Origin of the sequence: Microseira sp. BLCC-F43, assembly GCF_041929235.1 — a bacterium.
In the GTDB taxonomy this organism is placed as follows: domain Bacteria; phylum Cyanobacteriota; class Cyanobacteriia; order Cyanobacteriales; family Aerosakkonemataceae; genus Microseira.
In genome coordinates this window covers 42,440-65,876 of the sequence record NZ_JBHFNP010000315.1, presented here as the reverse complement: position 1 = coordinate 65,876, position 23,437 = coordinate 42,440, and the positions used below count along the sequence as shown (strand labels likewise).

The following is a 23,437-nucleotide window of genomic DNA, read 5'->3' as shown; positions in this document are numbered from 1 at the left end:
TCAATCTTTTTCTTCTTGGGGGGGGCGGCCCCCCCCCCCCCCCCAACATTCTTTTTTTTTTGTTGGGGGGTGGGGGGGGGCCCCCGCCTCTTGTTCAATTTAGTTATACTCACCTACTTAATAGGACTTACGCAAAGAAACCAGGTTTCTACGAAAAATCCTTGGGTTTGCAGCCAGAGATTGACTCTTCACCTTTGTTTTTAGCAACGCCCTTGCGTAAGTCCTGAATAATTAATCTGAAGCGGGAAAGGTGAGCAGCGCTCACCTTTCCACCTTTCTCGCTGCAACACCCATAGCTAGAAATGACGCCAAGACACGTTGAAACGGTGACGGGTCGAGATTTTTATTCAAGGTAATTAGGCGGATATCATATGACGCAAGACGAGAAAGGAAACCCGGTTTCTTCATCGTTCGCTTTCGCGAGTGCGTGGGCGTTAGCACAAACTCATGCGGTCGGCATATCTCGAGTTAACAAACCAACGATTTTTCGGATCGCCCTTAGTTTCTTGGCGTAAGGGTTTCTTCGTCGCTCTCTGGTTATACTCGACGGCGCGTTCTAATTTCAGTTTGGCTATAGCCGCTTCTGGGATCGCTTGCATCTGAATCACCGCTACCCCCTCTAAAGCGAGAACCGCGCTGCATAAATTTGGGGTCGTTAGCCGGGTGCCATTCTTGATTGCCCGAAATCACAGCCGCTTGAGCATTCCACCAGTCATCATAAGTTGCCCAAGGATACTGTTTTCTAAATTTGTCGTAGCTTTCTCTGGTATCGTCGTCGGCAAAAGCTAGCTCAAGATTCTCGAAAAAAGCCATAATCAAATCGCTCCTTGTACCAGCTAAAAAGTCAAGCCAGTCAATAGATAAAGAATTTGTACTGCTGGCTCTGATTGACTTTTGTTGTTCTATACTTCCAGTACAATCGCTCCAATAGCAATCGCCACCAGCCAAGAGAAGTAGTTAATGCTGGCTCAAAGTTAGAAAAAAACAATCAAACCCCTACCTATTGGCAGGGGTTTGAGTATAAATATTGTGCCGTCATTAACGTGGATTAGCACTCAGCAGCGGTTGAATTTGGGTCTTATAAGCAGTCTCGTCCAAACCATCGCCCACATTTGCCCTAGCCGGATCGAGGGCGCGTTCGATGGCGGCGATGCGATCGCGCGTAGCTGGATGGGTACTTAAAACCGTCGGCGGGGACGGTCTATCAAGTAATTTTTCCATAAATCCCACCATCGCCGATTGAGGGTAGCCCGCCTGTGCTAACGTCCGCAGTCCCGTTTGATCCGCTTCAAATTCGTCTTTGCGGCTGCGGGGACGGTTGAGCGCCAAATCTACCCCCAGATTCACCGCCGTACTGCGGTCTAATCCAGCTGCGGTAACAATACCTTGGGCGATCGCACTCTGACGCATTTGTTGCAGCAAGTGGCGGCGGGTGATATGACCGATTTCATGGGCTAAAACGCTTGCCAGCTGCGCCTCGTTGTCAGCCGTCCTCAGCAAACCAGTGGTAACGTAGACAAATCCGCCCGTCGTGGCGAAGGCATTAACATTGTCATCGCGCACCACCTGAAAAGTAAAGGGAAGATTGGGTCGATCGCTCACAGCTGCCAAGCGCTGACCAATTTCATCCACATAACTGGTAATCTGGGAATTGCGGTAAAGCCGAAACTGACGCCCCGCCATGCGCTCGTTCATTTGCTGCCCCAGCTGGACTTCCTGCTGAGGTGACATATTAGACAATTGGATAACTTGAATCCCCTGACGAATCAGATCCCGCCAAGGAATCTGCGCTTGGGTAGAATGGGGCGTCACCACCACCAGGGATAAAGCTACCGCAAAAGACAGCAATGGGTAAAACCAACGGCGACCCAGCCAGCGGGAAACAAAAGACAACGGGTTCAACATAGCAGCGTATGATGTGAGGAAAAATAGTACGGCAACAGATACCGCCGCCAACCAAGGGTAATCGGTAAAACCAATTTTTACCTTTCTCTCAAGCTAGACGCACTTGGATTGCTTTAGGTTGCGATTTTATAATTCCCATAGAAAGCTCGCTCGTCTCTCTCCCTCTCCCTCCAAGTCATGGTAGCCTGACACAAGAAACAACCTCTTGAGCTTCCTCCAGAATGAACCGGAACCACTTTTTATGAAAATTTTGGACTCTAAAGGCCGCTTATTCGGCAAAATGAGCATCCTAGACTTGGGTGCGGCTTTGGTAATTCTCCTCGTTGTGGTGGGGATCTTTTTCTTTCCAGGTACTTCGGGTTCCATCGCTCAAATCGGCGTCCCCACAAAACCGATTGAGGTAGACGTAGTTGTAAGAGGTTTGAGCATCCGCAATCCCCAAGAGCTAATTAAGGAATTCCAGACCAGAAAGAAAACGAATATTATTATCCGCAATCAACCCTACGGACAAGTTGAAATTAAATCGGTCAGAGAACTGCCCAGATCCGTACTCGTTCCCCAACCCGATGGTACTGTCAAAGCGCTTCCCGATCCGAGAAAAGACATTTTTAGCACCGATCTGCTGATTACTTTAGCCGGAAATGCCCGCATCACCGAAAATGGCCCCGTTCTCGGCAACAGTAAAATCAAAGTCGGTACCCCCGTAGAACTGGAAGGTTTGGAATATAACTTCAACGCCAGCGCCATCGACCTTCGGATTAAAAGCTGATTGAGCTAGTAACTCAAGTTGCTAGTTATCTCTCTTGGAGCGGCTAATGGCGTTCCCAGGCAAGAGCCGTGGTCACGAGGCTAATGGCGAGATTGGTAAAAATCCTATATTAGCAATTAGCAATTAGCAATTAGCAACGCCCTTGTTTATAACTAGCAACTTGCGTTAGTAGGTAGTAAAAAATATTACCTACTAACCCAGCCGCTGCAAAAATTTCCGAATTAAACCAATCGTCACCGCAGGTAGTTCTAACTGCGGCGTCAATCCTACATCTTCTAAGCGTTCAAAAAACTTGATAGCCTGTGGATTGAGGTTAGCTAAACGCTGTCCTACTTCTGGGCTGGTAAATTGGGATTTTCTGCCCCAAATAATCCCCGTCGGAACTGTTAGCTGGGGAACGTACAAAGACAAATCGAACGACAAGTCGCCCCGCACAAACGACAGCGCTGCGTATTCCGCATTTTTTTGCAGAGCAGATTCCAGGTAGGCGTCAACGATTTCCTCGTACACCCGGTTAGGATTGGCAAATTGACGTTGTTCTAAGAAGCTGCGAATGCCATTTTTGTTGGCGACTCCCGCAGTATAGAATAGTCGGTCGAGGATGGGGACGCCCGCTAGTTGGGCAAATAAGGTACTGGCATAATTGTCGCCAAAATCCGCAAGTCCCGATGGCGTGGTTAAGATTAGACACTTGAATAAATCTGGGTGCGCGATCGCCAAGCGGATGGTAAATGCCGCTGTGAGGGAAGATGCGATCGCTCTGACACCCCCGCTACAAGTCTGGGCGATCAACTCAGCAATCGTCGTCAGATAATCCTCAATCCGATAATTCCGCGCTGGATGGTTCGATCTGCCCCATCCAATCAAATCCGGTGCCACAATTCGATAATCTGCCGCAAAAGCTGGATACACCTTAGACCACTCGTAAGCAGAAGAACCGCCACCAAAACCATGCAGGAACACCAGGGTTTCTCGCTCTTGCTCCCTCGCTGCTGCATCCTCACTCACCCAAGGCGCGCTGGCGGCATTATAATACACCATTTCTCCCAGGGACGTCTTTACAGATCTCTGTTCAAAACCGGGCGGAGTAAACATGGACAAACCAGAACGCTATTTTTAGCATCCATGATAGTTGTTGCTGCTGTCTTCTGGCCTTGGGTTGATTTTTTCAGCCGCAGAGCGAGACGCGAACCCTGTAGATCGATCTAACGGATTCCCAGAATCACCACAAGCGCTCTCCTTAAAGCAGATATTAATGAAAGTCGATTTTTTTAAAGATTCCAGTAATTTTTTCTCTCCCTTAGCGCCCCCATCTCACGATACAACGACCGCGTGCCTTGCATTTTCGCCACTATTAGCTGGGTGATGGGTCTGACCCCTCACCGGGTTTTTTCGTGTTAATCTATGTGAAGTAAGCTAATTTATACTCAAGTAACCTTAAAGTCAAGCAATGCCATCGCCGAAAAGTTTGGCGATATTTAGCCGTTTGTAGTGTTTTTTTGCGTTGTAATTAAATGGGTAACACTTAATTCGCTTTTTAGAGTAATGTATAAATAACGTCGTATGAACGAGCAGATTGGTGGTAATCGGTATGGCATCGTGAGTTTAGCAGCACCCAAGCAGAGAAGGATGGATGAGCCAATGAACGTAGCAGACTTTGTTGCTTTTCCTTGCCGAAATCAAGCAACGATTCCATCCCATCTGCTTGTCAGTCCTACCCGCGTCCAGTTGAGTTTTGAAGAGCTAAAGTGTTTTGAAGTCGTAGATCGGCAGTTTCAACCCTGGGGAGTGACGTTCCGCAATTGCATCGCCATCCGTCCTTCTAACCCAGCTTTTCCGCCTCACTCCGGCACCACAGTGTTGATGGCTGCGCCCAAAAATGGTTGGCTGGAAGCCACTTTTCCCCATTGGGTTCGCTCGGTCAAAGCGTTTGTCACCAGTTCGCAGCGACTGGTTCTATCTGCTTATAACAGCGATAACCAGCAACTGGCTACTGTCGAAATTTCCGAACCCAATCTAGCTGGAACTGATTCCCCCATTCCTCCTAACAAGCAACTGCTGCTAGAAGCGCCCAACATCTACCGGATTACCTTCTGCGCGTTTGATGGTCAGTTCACCGTAGATGATTTAAGCTTCGAGTTCTAAGCTATTGTATTAACGTAGATATACGGGTTGGTGGTACTATAACGTGGCACAAGCTTCGTTTTGGTGGCAGGAAATTATTAACAGCACTCCAAGCTCGTCGCTACCAAAATTCAAAAGTAGATCTCTCAAATCGTTGTCGAGCCAAAGTTTTGGCAAACTGGGAATTTGGCTGTTGGGTTTGACGATGGCGACGCTGTTGTTATTTTGGCTCTGGAAGCTGTGGCTTGTGATGGGGGTAGGCGTGCTGGCAATGATATTCGTCTATCGTCTACAAGAGTGGGATTGGCAATTGTATTGGTTAAAGCTGCGCCAATTCCTCTGTGACCCAAACCGCCAGTTAACGATAGCAGTCGCGAGCGGCGGTTTGGCTAGTTTAAGTACTTACCTGGCTGTCCAGATTGGCTCTGACAGCCAGAGTTTTTGGATTGCTGTCGGCGTGCTGCTGCAAGGAGTGACAACGCTCTTCACCTTGGTTCTACTAATTTGGCAACTGATCGCCGGTAAACTGAGTCAAGAGGAAACGCAGTTTGATGCACTGGTTGCAGATTTGACTGATGCAAAACCCATCAAGCGCCTGATTGCGGTGAGGCGGCTAGTGCGGTTGGCAACTAAGGGTAAGTTTGATCTGGCTAAAGAGCGAAGTCTCGCGGATTACTTTCGTCTGATGCTCGAACGGGAGTCGGAACCCCTCGTCAAAGATGCCCTGAGCGCTGGCTTGCAGGCTTTAGAAGGCGTCAAACAGCTCAGCGCAGGCAATCCATCTTTATCGATGCCAAATACCGTTAAACGGTCTGCTGTCAACGTTGACTGTGGCTAAATTCCCTACAGCCAGATTAGGAGCATGAATTTCCCAAATCTAAAATCTAAAATCTAAAATCTAAAATTCCATGCAACTGGCTCCGCTTTATCCAATTTTGTACCGAATTCTCAAACCGACTTTTAATACCTGCCTTTGGTGCGGAACTGACACACAACCACAAGTGGCGCTCACGTTTGATGATGGTCCCCACCCGGAATATACTCCCCAACTGTTGGAAGTATTAGACCGCTACGGGGTTAAAGCCAGTTTTTTTTGGTTGGGTGCTTGCGTCAGTCGCGCCCCAGATGTGGCATTAGCCGTGTACGCTCGGGGTCACCAGATTGGGTTGCACGGTTGGGATCATCGCAATTTTCCCACTCTCACCCAGGCAGAACTGAAGCAAAGTTTAGAACAAACCCAAGCCGCGATCGCTCGCGCCTGCCACCTGGATTTACAATATGTCCGAGCATCAATGCGCGATGTCCGACCCCCAAATGGCATCTTTACACCCCAAACCCTAAAATGGTTGCACCAGTGGAACTATCGCCCCGTTATGTGGAGCGTTGTCCCTGAAGACTGGGTGCGTCCTGGCGTTGAGGTGGTATTAAGTCGGGTTCTGCGCCAAGTTCAGAACGGTTCGCTGATCGTATTGCACGATGGAGTTTGCGGTGGGCAAGATGTGCCGCAAACAACCGACCAAATTCTCAAGAATTTGTTACATCAAGGCCAAAGATTTGTTACAGTAGAGCAACTTTGGCAACAAACTTATTAGGTCAACCGTGATAGGTCGATAGGTCACAGGTCAAGCGGCAAAGCCGATTGTGCCGCTCGCCCATCACCCATCACCCATAACCTAAAACTGATTATTCACTCGCAATACCGATTAGAAATGTTAATTTATCAAAGCTGATAGCTGTCATCTGACGCCAGGGTTCATTAAAATGGCATACAGGAGTTCAGCTATTTGTCAAGACAATCCAGGCATAAACCTATTAGCTTAACCTAAAAATAGGGTTAGATGGCTGGGATTGGAGCTAACTTCGATCTAAAGTCAGCTAGCTGTCAGGGTTCTATAGTTGAGAGCTTTCCCCCAAGGATAAAATCGGGGGGATTGCAGGATACTCCACCTGACCAGACTATCAGGATAAAACCTGGGTTTAGATTAAGAGTTTAAGTTCCTACCTTGGGATGCTTGCCAGTCCCTTGCCCTAGAACCGAACGATTAAACAGGCGTAAGGAGAATAAACGAGTGTCGTTGGGAAAGTACCGGATATAAACAAAGTCGAGGCAAACTTTACCCCGAAAGGGTGTTTTCCGGCAACGGAATTTAAGCCAGGAGTGGGCAGGGGAATAAATTACTCTGCCCCTCGGCAAGCCCCATGTATAGAAAACAGGGGCTGAAGGGGCTTATAGGTTGTATGAGGTGCGATCGCTCCTCAAGAGCGGGGAGTCATCGGCTAGCAAACTGAATCAGCTTTGACGGTAGGCTCAAAACAATAGCAATCAATTGAATCAAGGAAATCAGCTAAATATGGGTGCAGAAATTGTTTCCGCCTTAGTCGCAACTCTTCCGGCAAAAACTGACCCGTTACTGTCCAACAGACCCCCAGCAATGGGAGGGTAATGCAAAAGTATCAAAAAACATGCCAAGAAAACGCCGGTTCAACGCTCCAGCAGCTTTACTGAACCCAAGCTTTGGCATTTAGATGCCCAAGCTCGTTCAAGCTAAACCCAACTTTACGTGACATTCAAAGTTCGGATAGACAGCAAGAAAAAACTGCATGGAAAAATGAAGTTGCCAGCGTGCAATTTTTGTCAGAAAGGCTACAATCGGAAAGTCTTTGCAAAACCTAGCTTCCATCAGATTTAACTTTGACAATTGGAAGCGAGGTGTATTTACCCTAGTTAGTCAATAATTGCTAAAGTGTTAAATGCTTGTCAGCGCTCGGACTAGCTAAGTCGTTGGAAAAGCAAGGCATCACCCTATCTAGTTGTTGTTGATTTGTTAACCCAAAAGGAGCATGAGGAACGCGGCATGAACCAGGCTAACAACGTACTCGAAACCCTTGTTCAACCTGAAGCCGACTTTGATTTTTTAATCGAAGAAGAGGTAGAACAAGATGAGTTTTTAGAGGTTTCAGCTGAGGAAGACGACGAGAAGCCTGGTAAGGGTCGTTCTACCCGTCGTCGAACGCAAGCTAAGAAAAAGCACTATACCGAGGACTCGATTCGCCTCTACTTGCAGGAAATTGGTCGGATTCGACTGTTGCGGGCAGATGAAGAAATTGAACTAGCACGCAAAATAGCCGATTTACTGGAATTAGAGCGAATCCGAGAACGATTGTTCGAGCATTTGGAGCGAGAACCAAAGGATAGTGAATGGGCCCAAGCTGTCAATATGGCCTTGCCCGCGTTTCGTCATCGCCTCCATCTGGGTCGGCGGGCGAAGGATAAAATGGTTCAATCCAACCTGCGCTTGGTCGTTTCAATTGCTAAGAAGTACATGAATCGGGGATTGTCTTTCCAAGACCTGATTCAAGAAGGTAGTCTGGGTTTGATTCGGGCGGCGGAAAAATTCGACCACGAAAAAGGCTATAAGTTTTCCACCTACGCAACTTGGTGGATTCGGCAGGCAATTACGCGAGCGATCGCAGACCAGTCTCGCACGATTCGCCTACCCGTTCACCTGTACGAAACGATTTCCCGCATCAAGAAAACTACCAAGTTGCTCTCCCAAGAAATGGGACGCAAACCAACTGAAGAAGAAATCGCCACTCGCATGGAAATGACGATCGAGAAGCTGCGATTCATTGCTAAATCCGCTCAGCTGCCTATTTCTTTAGAAACGCCCATCGGTAAAGAGGAAGACTCCCGATTGGGCGATTTTATTGAGTCGGATGGGGAAACGCCTGAAGATCAAGTCTCTAAAAATCTACTGAGAGAAGATTTAGAAAGCGTCCTCGATACCCTGAGTCCTCGCGAACGCGACGTACTGCGACTGCGTTACGGATTGGATGACGGTCGAATGAAAACCTTAGAAGAAATCGGTCAAATCTTCAACGTCACCCGCGAACGCATCCGCCAAATCGAAGCTAAAGCACTTCGCAAGCTGCGACATCCCAATCGCAATAGCATTCTTAAGGAATATATCCGCTAAGAATTTAGATTTTACCAGATTTAGACCCCGATTTCAAGAGTTATCGGGGTTTTTTATCATAGTTTGGCTCCAGAAACCCGGTTTTTCCAAAAAACCGGGTTTCTGCTGTAGCTTATAACCAAAAAATTGGGAGTTCTTCAGCGAACTCCCATTAATTAATTTGAGGTTGCCAGAGGTTGTTAAAACGGGCAGATTACATCAAACCCCAGAAGTGCAGCACGCCTTGACCGCTAACGAGTTCGATAATCAAAGCAGCAGCAAAGCCGATCATGGCAAGACGCCCGTTCAAATTTTCGGCTTGGGGAGTAAAACCAAACTTTGCTTCGTTGGGATTTTGACCTTGCATTGTCCGAACTCCGTTTAGTGAAGATTTGTAACTGTCTGTAAATTAGTGTAACTGAAACTTGGCAAAAGTGCAACTATCTGTTTTGAGATAGGCGCAAGTTTCCCGCCGCCTATGTAAACAAATGTAACGAAAGCGGCGGATGAAGAGACGGGGAGAGGGGGAGACGGGGGGAGGCGGAGAGAGTTGTGGAAAAATTCCCTGTCTCCCGGCGTCATCTGGTTGAAAGATTAGAAGATTTTATGATTGGAGGGTTTGGCTAAAGTTATCAGTCCCAGTCTATTTGGCAAAGATGGCGCTGCCAGTTTCGGGGTCAAATAGGTGGATTTTTGCGGGTGCGATCGCGAGCAGAAGTTGCTCGCCAATCCGCGCCAAGCGATCAGGGGGAATGCGGACTTGTAGGGGGGTATCTCCCAAGCGGACGGATAGATAAGTTTCGTTACCAAGCGCTTCCACCAGTTCTACCAAAACTGGTAAATTTTTCGGGGCGGGTAAGCTGAGGCTGAGGTGTTCGGGGCGGATACCCAAGGTTAGCGATCGCCCATCGTACTTTTTGAGCGTTCGTTCCCAAATATCGGGTAAAGTAAGGCGGAATAGGGGATGGGTAATTAAAAGCGGTGCTTGAAACTGCACGGGGATAAAGTTCATTGGGGGCGAACCGATGAATTGGGCGACAAATTGGTTCCCAGGGCGGTTATATAATTCCAAAGGATGAGCAATTTGCTGAATTTGACCTTGATTGATCACAGCGATGCGATCGCCCATTGTCATAGCTTCGGTTTGGTCGTGGGTAACGTAGATGGTTGTGATACCCAACTGACGCTGTAATTTTACAATTTGGGCGCGGGTTTCGGCGCGGAGTTTGGCATCTAAATTAGAAAGCGGTTCATCCATTAAGAATACTTGGGGATTGCGAGCGATCGCGCGTCCCAACGCCACTCGCTGCTTTTGTCCGCCAGATAGCTGTTTGGGGAGGCGGTGTAAAAGCGAGTCTATTTGCAATAATTGTGCAACAGCACGCACTCGTTCTTGGATCGCTTTTTCTCGGTCAGATATGTAGCGCAGACCTTTCGGGAGACTTCGCGTCATTCCCACCAACATATTTTCTGCCAACTGAGAAACTTTCCCCTCTGCTCCTCTGCTCCCCTGCTCAAGAGCTCCCCTGCTCGTGCGTCGCAGTCCAAAGGCAATATTGTCATAAACTGTCATGTGAGGATAGAGGGCGTAGTTTTGGAACACCATTGCGATATCCCGTTCCTTGGGGGGTAGGTCATTGACCAGAGCTTCGCCCACCCAAATATTACCGCCCGTTAATTCTTCTAACCCAGCAATTAAGCGCAGTAGGGTACTTTTACCGCAACCAGATGGCCCTACAAGTACCATAAATTCGCCATCGTGGATAGTCAAGTTGATGCGGCGTAAAACGTTGGTACTTCCAGATGAGGGGGAAGATTTGTCAGATGCGTCAGCTATTTCATCCCCTTGTGGGAGGAGGGGTTCTGCTTGTACTGGAATGACTGCACGTTCCCCTTTACGAGGGGAATAGCTTTTGTAGACGTTTTCTAGAACAACCTGTGCCACGATGGTTTACCGTTCCCTTTGCCAGCGGTGCGAGCTTCGCTAGTCTTTCCCCGATCCAATCGTACTTTGAGATGCATAGCGACCGCACCGTTCGTAGTAGGCGCTTGGGCGCCGTCCCGCACTTGAGTGGTTAAAATCGTCACCTGCTAAGAAACCCGTTTTTTTGAACAATACCTTCGCCAAACCGAAAAATGGACTATTTTGTAGGTTGGGTTGAGGTACGAAACCCAACGCAAAAGTTGGGTTTCGCTTCACTCAACCCAACCTACAAAGAAATGGCGAAGGTGTTGTTGAACAAACCCGGTTTCTTGGTTTTCACGATTTTTTTGGTATAAAAACATGCTAGCAAGCACCGATTCGCGTTAGGACTACGTAGATTGTTTTGGCAATAATTACCCAATCGTACCAAATACTCCACTTTTGTTGGTAACTCAGATCGAGTGCGACTACCGCTTCAAAATCTTGCACCGCCGACCGACCATTGACCTGCCATTCGCCTGTTATACCGGGTTTAACGTTTAACCGCTGCCAGTGATAATCGCTATAGTGAATTACTTCATCTGCGGTGGGGGGACGAGTGCCAACTAAACTCATTTCTCCCTTGAAAACATGCCAAAATTGGGGAAATTCATCCAGACTCGTTTGACGCAGAAATCGACCTACCCTCGTCACGCGGGGGTCTTTTTGGTTCTTAAAAATCAGCCCCTTGGCTTCGTTAGGAATTAGAGCTTTGAGGGCATCCGCATTTTGCACCATCGTGCGGAATTTCCAAATTTTGAAAGGTTTGCCATAAAGCCCGTAGCGCTTTTGGTTGTATAAAATAGAACCTGGACTATCTAATTTTATAGCAACGGCAATTGGAATAAAGAGCAAAGCTAGGATGAGCAATCCGACTAAACTACCGACAATATCAATCAATCGCTTAGAAATTGATTGCGTGGAAGGATGAATAGTTTTTAGTTTTAAAGGGAAAGATAATGTATTCATTGGTACGATCGTTCCATCCAGGTAGATGGTGCTCCAACTTTGCGAAGGTAAGACAACAGAGCAAGTAGGCACGGGTTAAAGGCCAGATGGGTGCCCTCAGAAACCGGGTTTCTTAAAGAAACCCGGTTTCTCGCTGTTCTGGTTATTTACGCCTATCTGCCGAGGATATAGGGTCGTAGGAGCAGGTTTTACAGACAATGTTAGCGTTTTGCAGATATTTCATCTAAAACTCAATCCTAGAAACCGGGTTTCTCGGTAGGGACAGGGCAATTATAAATATTTTTTTTATAAAATATTTTGGATGCCTTGTCCCTAAAACATTTCCGACGATTTTTCAGAGAAACCCGGTTTGTTTGCCTAATATTTCCCATCAATCCGCCTCATTGTAGGCAATATCGATTGTGTTTCAGTTGATTGGGGCAATATTTTTGAGTTTTTGGAGATGAGTTCTAAGTAAGCAAGAGGAAGAACAACAGGCCATAAAACTGTTGATATAATCAAGATTACTATGGCTAGGAACTTCTCTTCTGAAGTTAGTTGAGTATCTTGGTGGAAGACGGCTAGCCAGGTGGTGAAAACAGAACGGGCTATCAACAGGTAATAAACGACAACAGCGACTAGAATGTATTTCAACATTTTGGCTCCTTTTTTGGGTAATTTTGTGAAAACAAATAGGGTGGTATGGGAAAGGTTTTTGAGGTGCGATCGCATCAAGAGCAGGTGTTAGATCGACTGAGTTATCAAGATTCATCAACTGAGTTAGCTGGACAAGTCCAGTAAAATCGCATTCCGGTTAATTGCCCTTTGGCGATCGCACTTGATCCTAAACTAGCGATCGCACACCTCCACAGAAAGGCGATCGCGCTCGGAGCGCAGCTATTTTCGTTAAGATTAGGGGAGGCGATCGTGACATGAGCAAAAGGAAAAAAGAATGAATGTTGAACAAAGCATCGCACTTGAGAGTTTAAGAAACATATCAGTAGAAGAGTTTTTGAACCTGCTACGCCAGAAATCTGCGATCGCTGTGCAATTTGCCAACGGTGAATCGCTAATTGTACAGGCTAAGGTTGAACTAGCACCGTTACCCATATTGGATGGGTATGTACCGGAGGGTTGGAAAAAGGGAATTTACGAGCATTGAAATCACCTTGGTATTTTTAGATGCTGGAATCTTCATCGACGCTTTGCTCAGTATCGCAGTGATAGAATAGAAATATTTAGCCCAAAACATGAGAAAATGTCGATTCAACCTGTAATTTACGAACATATCGAAATCACTCCTGGTGTGTGTGGTGGTAAGCCGCGTATCGCTGGACATCGAATTAAAGTGCAGGATATTGTAATTTGGCACGAAAGGATGGGGATGTCTCCAGACGAGATTGTGTCGCAATATCCCACAATTAATTTGGCAGATGTATACGCCGCTTTGGCTTATTATCACGACCATAGGCAAGAAATTAGGCAACAAATTGAAGAGGGGGAAGCCTTTGCCAGAGAATTACAGGCTAAAACTCCTTCTATACTTCAACAAAAACTAAGGAATCGAAATGTCACAAACGATTCGATTTCACATGGATGAGAATGTTAATGGTGCGATCGCAGATGGTCTACGACGGCGCGGTATTGATGTAACGACCACGCCAGAAGAAGGACTGATCGGTGCTTCGGATGAGGAACATGTGGCATTCGCACTTTCTCAGAATCGGGTAATTTTTACTCAAGACGATGACTTTTTGCGGCTTGATCGTGCTGGTGTAGAACATGCTGGCATTACTTACTGTAAGCAGAATAGTCGATCAATTGGGGACATCTTGCGGACTTTAATTTTAATTTGGGAGGTGCTTGAACCGGAAGATATGCGCGATCGCATAGAATTCCTGTGAGAGTGGCGATCGCATTCAGGTTTCATCTGGCTCTCGTTGCGATATGCCTCCGGCACGCTTCGCGATCGCACTCCAATTGTAGGCAGTGCGATCGCACACCTCTACACAAACGCCTTGAAATCAATTTCAGGCTTAAAGCTAAAACCTGTTAAAGCAGGTTAAATCTGAGAGCGAGCGTGAAATATGACAGAAATTACATCAAGTTTTCCCCACCTGTAATTCCCTTGACTGTTGCTTAACTATACCCGCCATTGCAGCTTGCTGCAAGTTCATAAATGCGTCGATTTCTTCCCAGCCATACTTAGTTGTTTGGAGAAGTTGGCGCAGTCGGTTTTCGGCTTCAATTGTGAGATAACCAGTCAGAAGGGTTTGTTTAACTATTTGGCGAATTGACATCATATTGCTATCTCTCCAGGTCAGTGGAACAAGGGCGATCGCACTCCAATTGTATGCAATGCGATCGCACTCCTCTCTCATCAATCAATTGCAACTGAATTCAAAACTTTCTGTTGCTGCTTGCGTTTCAGCAGAGAAGTAGCACCGAAAGTACCAAATGCTAATAAACCCAATACAGAAGCAGGTTCGGGTACACGAGTAGGTTCTTGGGGTTCAACAGGAACTACGATGCTAGGTGAAGTTGCACCTGCAAAGCCTGTACCAAACCTTCCGTTGCGACCATTACCGCTCAAGTCTGATATCCAGGTACGACCGTTTTGCTGAAAGTAATCTTCTAAATTGAAGTTGTACAAAAGCTGCGTATTTGCATCTGGGGTCAGATCTCCTGTTGGTGCCTCGAAGCTATTGCCGGTGTATCGTGCCACATTGGAAATACTAAATGTGTCCAGGTGTCCGATAAAACTAGACGCGAATTTATCGTATATATTCGATGGAGCGTCTCGGAAAATTGCACCCAGGAAGCCACTGCCATCTGAGTCCCAAATGTCTCCAGTACCAGGGCGACTGCTCACTATCTGACCATTAAGGTAGAGCCGTTGCGTACCTCCACCTTGTACAAACGCAATATGATGCCAAGTATCAGGTGCAAGCGTAGTTCTACTTTTTAAAGCAGTCAGCGGCTCATTAGGATAGTTTGGATAGTTGTAACCAGCCAAACCATCTGGGCCTGCAGACAGCCATTTATCTTCAAACGACCACTTGAATTCGTCGAACACTACCCCGTTAGCACCAATGTCACTAGGAAAGTAAATCCGAGCTTCGTAGGTAGATTGATTACCAAGCACCGTCTGACCAGAAATTTGGATCGTGTCCGTTGGATTATTGAAAAAAATGTTTGGGCGATTGAAAGTTCCGTCAGTCGAATAAATAACATCTCTAGGAAGAGGCCCTTGTGTTAAGGTTGATGCAGTTGCTTCACCCTGCTGAATAACCATTGGAGTTGCCAATGTTAGCACTGCTAGTGTCAAAAGCTTTTTCATGAAATAACTCCTTTACGTTTTTGGAAAGTAGATTTGATGGTGGGGGTATTTTTTGGACCCGCATCCCTTCAAACAAAGGCGACTTCAGATCTTGCGCCGAGTGCTGTCACCCCGCCGTGGAATTAATTCCAAAGGCTTTTAGCTCAAGTCCACTTAAGTGGACTGAAGACACTTTTCTAGTCCTGTTGAGAGGACTTTTGCTATGAGCCAGAGAATTTATTCTCTGGCGGGTGTGAGGTTAGTGCAAGATCTATTGCGATCGCATCTCCTCTAGAAAAGCGATCGCTTCGACCTCTTCAATAACTAATTCGACAAAACCCAAATAGTTTTATGCAAATCAGATAAAATTTTTTCTGAATTGATTAATAATAAAATTTTGTAACAACCTTATATTTCGCAGAAAAACATGGTACAGAGGGGTGGATTTGCCACCCCATCACTATCTGAACACAACCGCCGATACTGATTTAGCTATTGTGGCAACGTATACCTCAAAAGAATACTCACCACTTCACCAGATTCACCCAAATTACCAGCTGCTACAGGTTTACTCCAAAAGTTAGCCTCAGCATATCCCTTGACATGCAACGTTTGAATCGTTCGCTTGACTACTTTGGGAGAGCCAACTAGCAAATGCTTAATCCGCTCTCGGCTTAACTGCACATCATTACCGCCGCCATCTAGGGAGACAAATTCTTCTGCCATAGTTCACCTGTGGATATATTGCCCTTGCTTCGCAAGGGAAGGATTTATTGGAAGCTAGCCACAGCACAACAGCAATAAAGCAATAAAGCAATAAAGCAAGTTAAAGGGGATTTACTTTGCTATGTGGCAAAATTGCTGAGTTAATCTACCGAGGGTAGGATGGCTAAGGCAAAAGTGGTGCAATTTAGGGCGCAAGTACCCCAAGATATCGATTTCCTGATTCGTGCGATCGCGCCTTTGAAGAATGCAGGTAAAGACTGGACGCTGAGCGATGTCGTTGTTGAAGCTCTAGCTGACTGGTTACGCAAACCAGAAAACCGTGAATTAGTTGAAGCGCATAATTTACTGGAAGCCTTGCAGCGTCGAGGTTTAACGACGAATATTTACAATGACCCCTAGTAGAAGCATAAAAACAAACATTTGTAACAAATCGGCGAATTTGCATAAAAGCTCCGCAGCGAACCCGAAACACAAATAGAGATTCTCTCGGCTGCGATCGAAGCCGGAAGTACCCATGACCCCTATTCACCTTACAAACATGGGCATAGTATCTAGAGATCTGAACCAGGGAGCCTACATGGAGAACCATGAAGAAACGCTGAAACAGCTTGCCATACAAGCCCAACAACACCCAGTCCAAAGTACGCAACGGCGGTTAGCTTTGAATAGGCTAGTGGGTGAAATTATGCGATCGCCCAAACTGGCTCGTCCCCAACAAGGAAATTGGCCTCGTCATCTTTACGAAGATTTTTATAATGAGGCACTCCAAAAAACCTTGCTAGAAATTTGTCAAAAGATTGACCAATACAACCCCAACTATCCTGTCATGGCTTGGGTCAACGAACTACTGAAATATCGATTCCTTGATGTTGTGAGAGACTATTATCGGGCAGCACCAACCGTTATTTTTTCTCTAGATGCACTTAATTATGACACTCCAGATAACCGCGAAACAGAGTTTGATGACATAACAGAAAAGCTGGCTCAGTTTCTCAAACAAGACCCTGAAAACCGCTTGCAGGTAGCTATCAGAGGTTATCCAAACGCGCCCGTCCTGCAAAACTTGCTTTGGGCTAAATATGTGGAAGGTAAAACCTGGAAGGAACTCTCGATTGATTGTGGTATTCCCATGCAGACGATTGTCAGTTTTGTCAAGCGTAATTTGCCGAATTTAAACGATTATTTTCCTAACAATTTATAGGGATACTTAACCAAGCAGGGAGATGTTAATGATGAGCCGACTTACCGAACGATTAACTTTTACAGTTCCGCTCTCTTTTGAAGCGCATTCCCTCGCCCAACAGTTGAGCAAACCGCTAGCGAATCAAAAAAAAGCCAAACAAGTTTATCTCAATACCCTCGCCGTGTACGCGGTTAATTTTTATCTCCAGTGCATGGCATTTGAGACGAATTGGGAAATCAGCGATAGTTACAATCCAGTCATGCTGAAATTTTTGGACGTAGCCGATTTAGAAATTAAACAAATCGGCAAAATAGAATGTCGTCCCGTCTTGCCAGATGCAGAAGTTTGTCAGATTCCGCCCGATGCTTGGTCAGATAAAATTGGCTACGTAGCCGTGCAGCTACACCAATCTTTGAAACAAGCAACCATATTGGGATTTACTCAAACTGCCGCTGAAGAAGTACCTTTGAGTCAACTGCGATCGCTGGAAGATTTGATTGAATTTTTGTCTCAAAAGTTACAACCTGAATCTGTCAATTTGAAACAATGGTTAGAGGGAATTATTGAAGCGGGTTGGTTGACAATTGACGAGCTATTAAGTCAAGAACAAATTGCTCTGGCATTTGGGTTTAGAGATGGCGTTAGCCTGACGCGGGGTAAGCAAATTGAGTTGGAAATGCAACTGGAAAAACAGTCAGTAGCATTGATAGTTATTCCCTCACCTGAGAGTGATGAGGAAGTAGATATCCGGGTGCAAGTGCATCCAGTTAAAGGTCAAACTTATTTACCACCGGGGGTGAAGTTGATAGTAAAAGATGCGTCGGGAGAAGCAGTTCTTGACGCTGAAGCCCAAGATGAGGATAATTTTATTCAACAGCGTTTTAGTGCAGAATCAGGAGAAAAGTTCAGCATCACTGTCGCGTTGAAAGAAGCAAGCATAACCCAAGATTTTTGCTTGTAATCTCGTTCCCAGGCTCCCGCCTGGGAACGCATAATTAGAGGCTCTGCCTCGTTATAGTCTCGTTCCCAGGCTCCCGCCTGGGAACGCATACCTAGAGGCAGAGCCTCGTTATATTTACAGGACTTACGCAGCGACACTAAATATGGTGGATGGTGCGTTACGCTATCGCTAACGCACCCTACGTGTATAAATTTTGCGTAAGTTCTAATATATTCTTTTCCTGGGAGGCCGGAGCCTCCAAATAGCATTCCCAGGTAGAACCTGGGAACGAGAATTCCCAGGTTCTACCTGGGAACGAGAAGACGAGAAGTACGAGAAGTGAGAAGCGAGAAGGTTTCTTATATGTCCCACAATTACAGCTACCAAAATCTACAAGGGAAATCTTTTAAAAGCGAAGATATTAGCAATTGCGATTTCTCCTATTCAGATATTCGAGGTGCTGACTTTACAGGTGCTATTCTCACAGATGCCGATTTTAGTTATGCTCAAGCGGGAATGAAACCCCAGTGGGAAATAACTATGTTAATTCTCGCGGCAATTCTATCAGCAGTATCGGGTGCGACTACTGTTTTTGCTGCTTATGAACCAGTCAAGTTTTTAATACCTAGACCTCCCGATCAGAGTCCGAATATTCCAGAATTTATCTGCTTTTTGCTGCTCTTATCTGTGAATTTAGCTTTATTATTCGTTTCGCTGCGCCAAGGCATCCAAAAAGCTTTCTCAATTGTCGCGGTTGCAGTTGCCATAGTCGTACCTGCAATTGGGATTTTAGCTGCTATTGGAACGGATCGAAATCAGTTTTTTAGCTGGGTTAGAGCTTTTAGAACTATCAACTTTATCGAAGCTGCCAGCGGTAGAACGGATGTCGGTATCGCTGCTATTATTGTGCCTTTAGCTATCTCTGTTGTAGCAACGCTGATTGTATTGGCTACTTTGTCTTTAGCCGTGGTTTTGGGAACGGTTGTCGCCGAGAAGTTTGAATTTTTAATTATGGCTGAAGCAATGGCTATTGCTGTCATCGCTACGGGAATTGTTACCCGAAATACAGCTAGATACTTTAACAATCTTCCCTCTCAAATTGGAGTTATTGCTTGAGCGACTATCTTTGCTGGAGTTTTGGCGATATTAAGTTATTATATTGCCCGAAAAGTTCTGGTAGAAGATGAAAATTATACTTGGTTTCGTCAGGTAGCGATCGCACTCACTGTTATCGGCGGAACCAGCTTTCGCGATGCCAATTTAACCGAGGCCAATTTTAGTCATGCTATCCTCAAAAGCACCGATTTCACAACAGCAAATACAACCCGCACTCTCTGGCATTTGAGTAAAAAGCTTGACTGGGCTAAATTAAGCCAGACAATATTAGAAAAGCCACAAATTCGCGATTTGCTAGTCAGCGGCGATGGCTGTAATAAATCTTATAGTAATTTTTCTCTCAGAGGCGCTAATCTAATCAAAGCCGACCTCAGCAATGCTAATCTCAAAGAAGCCGATCTGAGCGAAGCAACTCTCGAAGCTGCCAATTTAGAGAATGCCAATTTAACCCAAGCTCAAGCAATTGGGACTAATTTTAAAGAAGCTAAATTTACTGGTGCTTGTGGTTTGGGAACTTGGAATATTGACAACACTACTAACCTGGAATGGGTTGATTGTCGATATGTTTATTTGCTAGAACATCCCAGACCTCGAACCGACGATCGCGAACGTCGTCCTAATAGTGGCGAATTTAAACCGGGAGAATTTACCATGCTGTTTCAAAAGGTGGTGGAGACTGTCGATTTAATATTCCGCAATGGGATTAACTGGACGGCTTTTACCCGCTCTTTTAGTCAAGTACAAGTTCAAAACGAAGATATTCAATTATGCGTTCAAAGTATTGAGAATAAAGGCGATGGCGTTGTTGTCGTTAAAGTTCGCGTTCCTTCGGAGGCAGATAAATTTAAAATTCATAGCGAGTTTGTGCAAATATACGATACGCAGTTAAAATTAGAGGATAAATTTCAAGAATTAGAAGGATGGAGGCAACGTCAAGAAAGAGAAACTAATCAGATGAAAGCAGTAATTCAACAGATAGAAGCTACTTGTAAAGATAGGGTAGTGATGCTGAATTTAGATTAGGAAAAAGACTTTGTAATAGTTAAGGTACAAACTTGGTAAGATGAAAATCGTTATCCAGTCAAATTTGAGGGAAAATTGCCTGATGCGACAGAAGTTGTGAAGAATTATCAGGATTGGCGGGAAGTTTATTATAAAAATAGGGATGGAAGCGATCGCATCAAACCCAAACCCGCAATAACCAGACATTCCGAAACCGAACATAAGCAAAATTTGCACGAATTAGCCGCTAAATTTCAAACAAACTTTAACCTTTGGCTAAATTCAGAAATCTTTCGTCCAACAGTCAATAAACTCCGGGAAAAACTCAACCCGAATGACGAAATACGGATAATTATCGAAACAGAAAATCTCCAACTGCGACGCCTTCCTTGGAATTTGTGGGATTTTTTTGATAGCTACCCCAAAGCAGAAGCTGCTATCAGTCGTACAGCGGCAGATCGGGCGATAAAATTAGAGCGACACCGAACTAAAATTAGAATATTGGCAATACTGGGAAGCGATTCCCATCTCAACCTTGACGCAGACAAGCGATCGCTTGCTACCCTCCCGAATACAGAAGTTGTCTTTTTAGTCAAGCCTAATCGCGCCGAATTTAATAAATATTTATGGGACGAACAAGGCTGGGACATCCTCTGTTATTCCGGACATAGTTCCAGCACATGGGATGGTAGCGATGGATGGATAGAGATTAACGAAACAGAAAAGCTAACAATTGGTGAAATAGAACATGCTTTAAAAGCTGCGATCGCGCGAGGTTTGCAACTAGCTATCTTTAACTCTTGCGACGGTTTAGGATTCGCGCGTGGGCTGGCTAATTTGTACGTTCCCCAAATGATTGTAATGCGCGAGCTAGTGCCAGATATAGTAGCGCAAGAATTCTTCAATAATTTTCTCAAAAACTTTGCTATCGGTGAATCTTTATACGTCTCAATGCGACAAGCAAGGCAGATTTTACAAGATAAAGACTTTTACTTTCCCTGTGCGAGTTGGTTGCCAGTAATTTGTCAAAATCAAGCCGAAGTTCCCCAAAAATGGCAATACTTAGCTAAACCGTTCGATAAGTAACCGTTTACTTCTTTTGGTTGAGGAAAATATGAATAACTTCAAGCTTAAGTTTTTGCTAATTTACCTGGCAAAAAATCAGAATCAAGGATTTACTTTGCTAGAATTGCTGATTGTCATTTTTATTTTGGGTATTTTAGCAGCGATCGCACTACCTTCTTTCCTCAGAATGGCAGACAGAGCGAGAGAAGTTGAAGCCATAGCAAAAATTAACTATCTTAATAAAAATCAACAGAGTTACTACGGTGAAAATTCAATCTTTAGCAGGTCTATAGATTCGTCAGAAACAACCAATTACATCTATTTGGTTGTAATTTTAAATCGCGGTCAAATAGCGGTTCATGTAGCAATGCCTAAAAATGAACGTCTACCTTATTATGGCGGCGGCGTGTATTTTAAACAGGGAAGTATGGTGACCTGCGGCGCTTGGCCTGCTAAAACGGTAGATGAAGCGATCGCAACTTATTATGCACGATGTCCGTAATCGATGGTTGTAGGGGCACGGCACGAGACACCCTTGGGAAAGCAGGCAAAATCTCTCTCACGCCGTGCCCCTACATCGTTGGAACCCTGCAAAATCAACCTGCAAAACAGACAGGTGGGCGAAGCGCGATCGCTCGCTTCTGGGCTACTGTCGTATAAAAAGCCCCCCGCTGTGTTGGGGGGTTTGGGGGGAGCGATTTTTTCTCACGATTTAAAACCCATGAATACCCAATTAAAAACAGAAATACCAGTCCCAGTCCATGACATTATCGACATAGCCGAGACAACTTGCTGCATCGTCGGGGGTGGTCCTGCGGGTGTGGTTTTATCGCTGCTGCTGGCGCGCCAAGGCATTCCGGTGATGTTGCTGGAGACGCACAAAGATTTTGACCGCGACTTCCGGGGGGATACAATTCACCCATCAACGATGGAAATTATGGATCAACTCGGTTTGGCAGAACGCTTGCTGCAACTGCCTCACGCCAAGATGCGTCATATTACGGTAACAACCCCCAACGGTTCAATCCAATTCGCCGACTTCAGTCGCCTGAAAACTCGCTACCAATACATTACGATGATGCCCCAGGCGAAATTTCTGGAGTTTATTGCACAAGAAGCGAAACGCTATCCCAACTTCCAACTGGTGCTGGGGGCGAATGTGCAGGAATTAATCGAGGAAAATCGACTAATTCGAGGTGTGCGATATCGAGGACATGGGGGATGGCACGAAGTGAGGGCGCATTTAACAGTTGGTGCAGATGGTCGCCACTCCAAAGTGAGACAACTGGCGGGTTTTCAACCGATTGAAACTTCGCCGCCGATGGATGTTCTGTGGTTTCGCTTACCCCGCAAACCAGAAGATGGGGAAGGTGGAATGGGGCGCTTTGGTGGCGGTCGAATTGTAGTATTGCTCAATCGCGGTGATGAGTGGCAGATTGCTTACGTGATTTCCAAAGGCGGGTATCAACAGTTGCGTGCTGCGGGTTTGGAGGTGCTGCGAAAATCGGTCGTTGAGGTGGTACTGGAATTGAGCGATCGCGTAGAACAATTACAAGATTGGTCGCAAGTTGCCTTTCTCTCCGTCGAATCTAGCCGCCTCCCCCGCTGGTATCGTCCCGGACTGCTTTTAATAGGCGATGCTGCCCACGTCATGTCCCCAGTTGGGGGAGTTGGTATTAACTATGCAGTTCAAGATGCAGTTGTAACCGCAAATATATTAAGCGAACCGCTCAAACGGGGTGGATTGCATCTGTGGGATTTAGCCGCAGTTCAACGACAGCGCGAGTGGCCTACTCGGATTATCCAGGCATTTCAGTCTTTAGTCCAGCAGCAACTTCTTGCCCGCGCCCTCGACCCCAATCAATCGTTAACTCCACCAGCATTTTTGCGCCTACCCATTCTGCGCGACCTCCCAGCACGCATAATTGGTTTAGGGATATGCCCTGTGCGCGTTCAATGCTAACCAGAGAAACCCAAGTTGCTAGTTATAAGCTTTCCAGGTGGTAATTGGTAATTGGGTTGGTAGTAGGTGCTTAAGCACCTACTACCAACCCATTCATAAACAAAGGTGATGCGTCGATTTCTCCCTGTCAAACCCACGATTTTGAGCGAGCGCCAAAGTTTCTTTGTCAAAGGATGTAACTAGCAACTTGGGTTATTATACCCTCAGTGTTGCGCGTGGAGAATTTAAGCAAGTTTGGCGGTCATCTACTCCGGGTAATAATCGGGTGTTGGGGAGGTTTGACCCTATGCCAAGAAGCCAATCTTGACAATCATGTCATGTCCTCTTGCAACGGTTGTGTAACTGCTAATAGCTAATCGCTAATGGCTAAATCAGGAAAAATACTATAATTAGCAATTAGCAATTAGCAATTAGCCATCCATACACTACCGATACGTAAGGACATGATATCAACCAGA

At 45.8% G+C, this 23,437-nt stretch carries 26 protein-coding genes; 16 read left to right on the top strand and 10 right to left on the bottom strand.

Annotation, left to right across the window (positions count from 1 at the left end; genetic code table 11):
• Positions 1–537: 537 nt before the first annotated feature.
• Positions 538–813, bottom strand: coding sequence for a hypothetical protein (locus tag ACE1CM_RS42505; protein WP_374885350.1), 276 nt, complete (start codon positions 811–813; stop codon positions 538–540).
• Between the two features lie 225 nt (positions 814–1,038).
• Positions 1,039–1,905: a M48 family metallopeptidase gene (locus tag ACE1CM_RS42500; protein ID WP_374885349.1), complete on the bottom strand. Its 867-nt coding sequence runs from the start codon at positions 1,903–1,905 to the stop codon at positions 1,039–1,041.
• 241 nt (positions 1,906–2,146) lie between these two features.
• On the opposite strand from ACE1CM_RS42500, the gene ACE1CM_RS42495 reads away from it, so the two are divergent.
• A complete protein-coding gene (locus tag ACE1CM_RS42495; RefSeq protein WP_374885347.1) occupies positions 2,147–2,674 on the top strand; it encodes a DUF4330 domain-containing protein in 528 nt (175 codons plus the stop codon).
• A gap of 192 nt (positions 2,675–2,866) precedes the next feature.
• Here ACE1CM_RS42495 and ACE1CM_RS42490 read toward each other — a convergent pair whose 3' ends face one another.
• Positions 2,867–3,769 carry an alpha/beta fold hydrolase gene (locus ACE1CM_RS42490; protein ID WP_374885345.1) on the bottom strand — a complete coding sequence of 301 codons (903 nt, stop codon included), beginning with the start codon at positions 3,767–3,769 and terminating at the stop codon, positions 2,867–2,869.
• Between the two features lie 468 nt (positions 3,770–4,237).
• On the opposite strand from ACE1CM_RS42490, the gene ACE1CM_RS42485 reads away from it, so the two are divergent.
• The 4 genes from ACE1CM_RS42485 to rpoD all read left to right on the top strand — a co-directional run bounded on the left by ACE1CM_RS42485 (position 4,238) and on the right by rpoD (position 8,775).
• Positions 4,238–4,819, top strand: coding sequence for a hypothetical protein (locus ACE1CM_RS42485; RefSeq protein ID WP_374885343.1), 582 nt, complete (start codon positions 4,238–4,240; stop codon positions 4,817–4,819).
• Positions 4,820–4,862: 43 nt separating this feature from the next.
• Positions 4,863–5,636, top strand: coding sequence for a hypothetical protein (locus ACE1CM_RS42480; protein ID WP_374885341.1), 774 nt, complete (start codon positions 4,863–4,865; stop codon positions 5,634–5,636).
• A 70-nt stretch (positions 5,637–5,706) separates the two neighbouring features.
• Positions 5,707–6,390, top strand: a complete 684-nt coding sequence (locus tag ACE1CM_RS42475; RefSeq protein ID WP_374885340.1) for a polysaccharide deacetylase family protein — start codon at positions 5,707–5,709, stop codon at positions 6,388–6,390.
• Positions 6,391–7,653: 1,263 nt separating this feature from the next.
• A complete protein-coding gene (gene rpoD, locus ACE1CM_RS42470) occupies positions 7,654–8,775 on the top strand; it encodes an RNA polymerase sigma factor RpoD (RefSeq protein ID WP_226589996.1) in 1,122 nt (373 codons plus the stop codon).
• A gap of 193 nt (positions 8,776–8,968) precedes the next feature.
• Here the strand turns inward: rpoD and ACE1CM_RS42465 are convergent, their stop codons facing one another.
• The 4 genes from ACE1CM_RS42465 to ACE1CM_RS42450 form a co-directional block, all read right to left on the bottom strand.
• Complete coding sequence (locus ACE1CM_RS42465) at positions 8,969–9,121, bottom strand: chlorophyll a/b-binding protein (RefSeq protein WP_226589993.1); 153 nt, start codon at positions 9,119–9,121, stop codon at positions 8,969–8,971.
• 276 nt (positions 9,122–9,397) lie between these two features.
• Complete coding sequence (locus ACE1CM_RS42460; RefSeq protein WP_374885339.1) at positions 9,398–10,699, bottom strand: ABC transporter ATP-binding protein; 1,302 nt, start codon at positions 10,697–10,699, stop codon at positions 9,398–9,400.
• Positions 10,700–11,041: 342 nt separating this feature from the next.
• Positions 11,042–11,686 (bottom strand): sugar transferase, encoded by a 645-nt coding sequence (locus ACE1CM_RS42455; protein WP_374885337.1) that lies wholly within the window; start codon positions 11,684–11,686, stop codon positions 11,042–11,044.
• A gap of 357 nt (positions 11,687–12,043) precedes the next feature.
• Complete coding sequence (locus ACE1CM_RS42450; protein ID WP_374885336.1) at positions 12,044–12,322, bottom strand: hypothetical protein; 279 nt, start codon at positions 12,320–12,322, stop codon at positions 12,044–12,046.
• A gap of 295 nt (positions 12,323–12,617) precedes the next feature.
• Between ACE1CM_RS42450 and ACE1CM_RS42445 the strand changes: the two genes are divergently transcribed.
• From ACE1CM_RS42445 to ACE1CM_RS42435, 3 genes are all read left to right on the top strand, one after another.
• Positions 12,618–12,827: a hypothetical protein gene (locus ACE1CM_RS42445; RefSeq protein ID WP_374885335.1), complete on the top strand. Its 210-nt coding sequence runs from the start codon at positions 12,618–12,620 to the stop codon at positions 12,825–12,827.
• A 96-nt stretch (positions 12,828–12,923) separates the two neighbouring features.
• Positions 12,924–13,265 carry a DUF433 domain-containing protein gene (locus ACE1CM_RS42440; RefSeq protein WP_374885333.1) on the top strand — a complete coding sequence of 114 codons (342 nt, stop codon included), beginning with the start codon at positions 12,924–12,926 and terminating at the stop codon, positions 13,263–13,265.
• Positions 13,234–13,569 (top strand): DUF5615 family PIN-like protein, encoded by a 336-nt coding sequence (locus ACE1CM_RS42435; protein WP_374885331.1) that lies wholly within the window; start codon positions 13,234–13,236, stop codon positions 13,567–13,569. The genes ACE1CM_RS42440 and ACE1CM_RS42435 overlap by 32 nt, the downstream gene beginning before the upstream one ends.
• Positions 13,570–13,767: 198 nt before the next feature.
• Here ACE1CM_RS42435 and ACE1CM_RS42430 read toward each other — a convergent pair whose 3' ends face one another.
• The 3 genes from ACE1CM_RS42430 to ACE1CM_RS42420 all read right to left on the bottom strand — a co-directional run bounded on the left by ACE1CM_RS42430 (position 13,768) and on the right by ACE1CM_RS42420 (position 15,710).
• Positions 13,768–13,968 carry a hypothetical protein gene (locus ACE1CM_RS42430; protein WP_374885353.1) on the bottom strand — a complete coding sequence of 67 codons (201 nt, stop codon included), beginning with the start codon at positions 13,966–13,968 and terminating at the stop codon, positions 13,768–13,770.
• 77 nt (positions 13,969–14,045) lie between these two features.
• Positions 14,046–15,005, bottom strand: a complete 960-nt coding sequence (locus ACE1CM_RS42425) for a LamG-like jellyroll fold domain-containing protein (RefSeq protein ID WP_374885329.1) — start codon at positions 15,003–15,005, stop codon at positions 14,046–14,048.
• A 471-nt stretch (positions 15,006–15,476) separates the two neighbouring features.
• Positions 15,477–15,710 (bottom strand): hypothetical protein, encoded by a 234-nt coding sequence (locus tag ACE1CM_RS42420; RefSeq protein ID WP_374885327.1) that lies wholly within the window; start codon positions 15,708–15,710, stop codon positions 15,477–15,479.
• 159 nt (positions 15,711–15,869) lie between these two features.
• Between ACE1CM_RS42420 and ACE1CM_RS42415 the strand changes: the two genes are divergently transcribed.
• From ACE1CM_RS42415 to ACE1CM_RS42380, 8 genes are all read left to right on the top strand, one after another.
• A complete protein-coding gene (locus tag ACE1CM_RS42415; protein WP_374885326.1) occupies positions 15,870–16,109 on the top strand; it encodes a hypothetical protein in 240 nt (79 codons plus the stop codon).
• Between the two features lie 178 nt (positions 16,110–16,287).
• The gene (locus tag ACE1CM_RS42410) at positions 16,288–16,911 is read left to right on the top strand and encodes a sigma-70 family RNA polymerase sigma factor (protein WP_374885325.1); all 624 of its coding nucleotides are present in this window, start codon (positions 16,288–16,290) and stop codon (positions 16,909–16,911) included.
• A gap of 28 nt (positions 16,912–16,939) precedes the next feature.
• Positions 16,940–17,854: a DUF1822 family protein gene (locus ACE1CM_RS42405; protein WP_374885323.1), complete on the top strand. Its 915-nt coding sequence runs from the start codon at positions 16,940–16,942 to the stop codon at positions 17,852–17,854.
• Positions 17,855–18,196: 342 nt separating this feature from the next.
• Positions 18,197–18,949 carry a pentapeptide repeat-containing protein gene (locus tag ACE1CM_RS42400; protein ID WP_374885321.1) on the top strand — a complete coding sequence of 251 codons (753 nt, stop codon included), beginning with the start codon at positions 18,197–18,199 and terminating at the stop codon, positions 18,947–18,949.
• A gap of 21 nt (positions 18,950–18,970) precedes the next feature.
• The gene (locus ACE1CM_RS42395; RefSeq protein ID WP_374885320.1) at positions 18,971–19,972 is read left to right on the top strand and encodes a pentapeptide repeat-containing protein; all 1,002 of its coding nucleotides are present in this window, start codon (positions 18,971–18,973) and stop codon (positions 19,970–19,972) included.
• 75 nt (positions 19,973–20,047) lie between these two features.
• Entirely contained in the window at positions 20,048–21,037 is a 990-nt protein-coding gene (locus ACE1CM_RS42390; RefSeq protein ID WP_374885318.1) for a CHAT domain-containing protein, read from the top strand.
• 28 nt (positions 21,038–21,065) lie between these two features.
• Complete coding sequence (locus ACE1CM_RS42385) at positions 21,066–21,518, top strand: prepilin-type N-terminal cleavage/methylation domain-containing protein (protein ID WP_374885316.1); 453 nt, start codon at positions 21,066–21,068, stop codon at positions 21,516–21,518.
• 78 nt (positions 21,519–21,596) lie between these two features.
• Positions 21,597–22,979, top strand: coding sequence for an FAD-dependent oxidoreductase (locus ACE1CM_RS42380; protein WP_374885315.1), 1,383 nt, complete (start codon positions 21,597–21,599; stop codon positions 22,977–22,979).
• Positions 22,980–23,437: the final 458 nt, after the last annotated feature.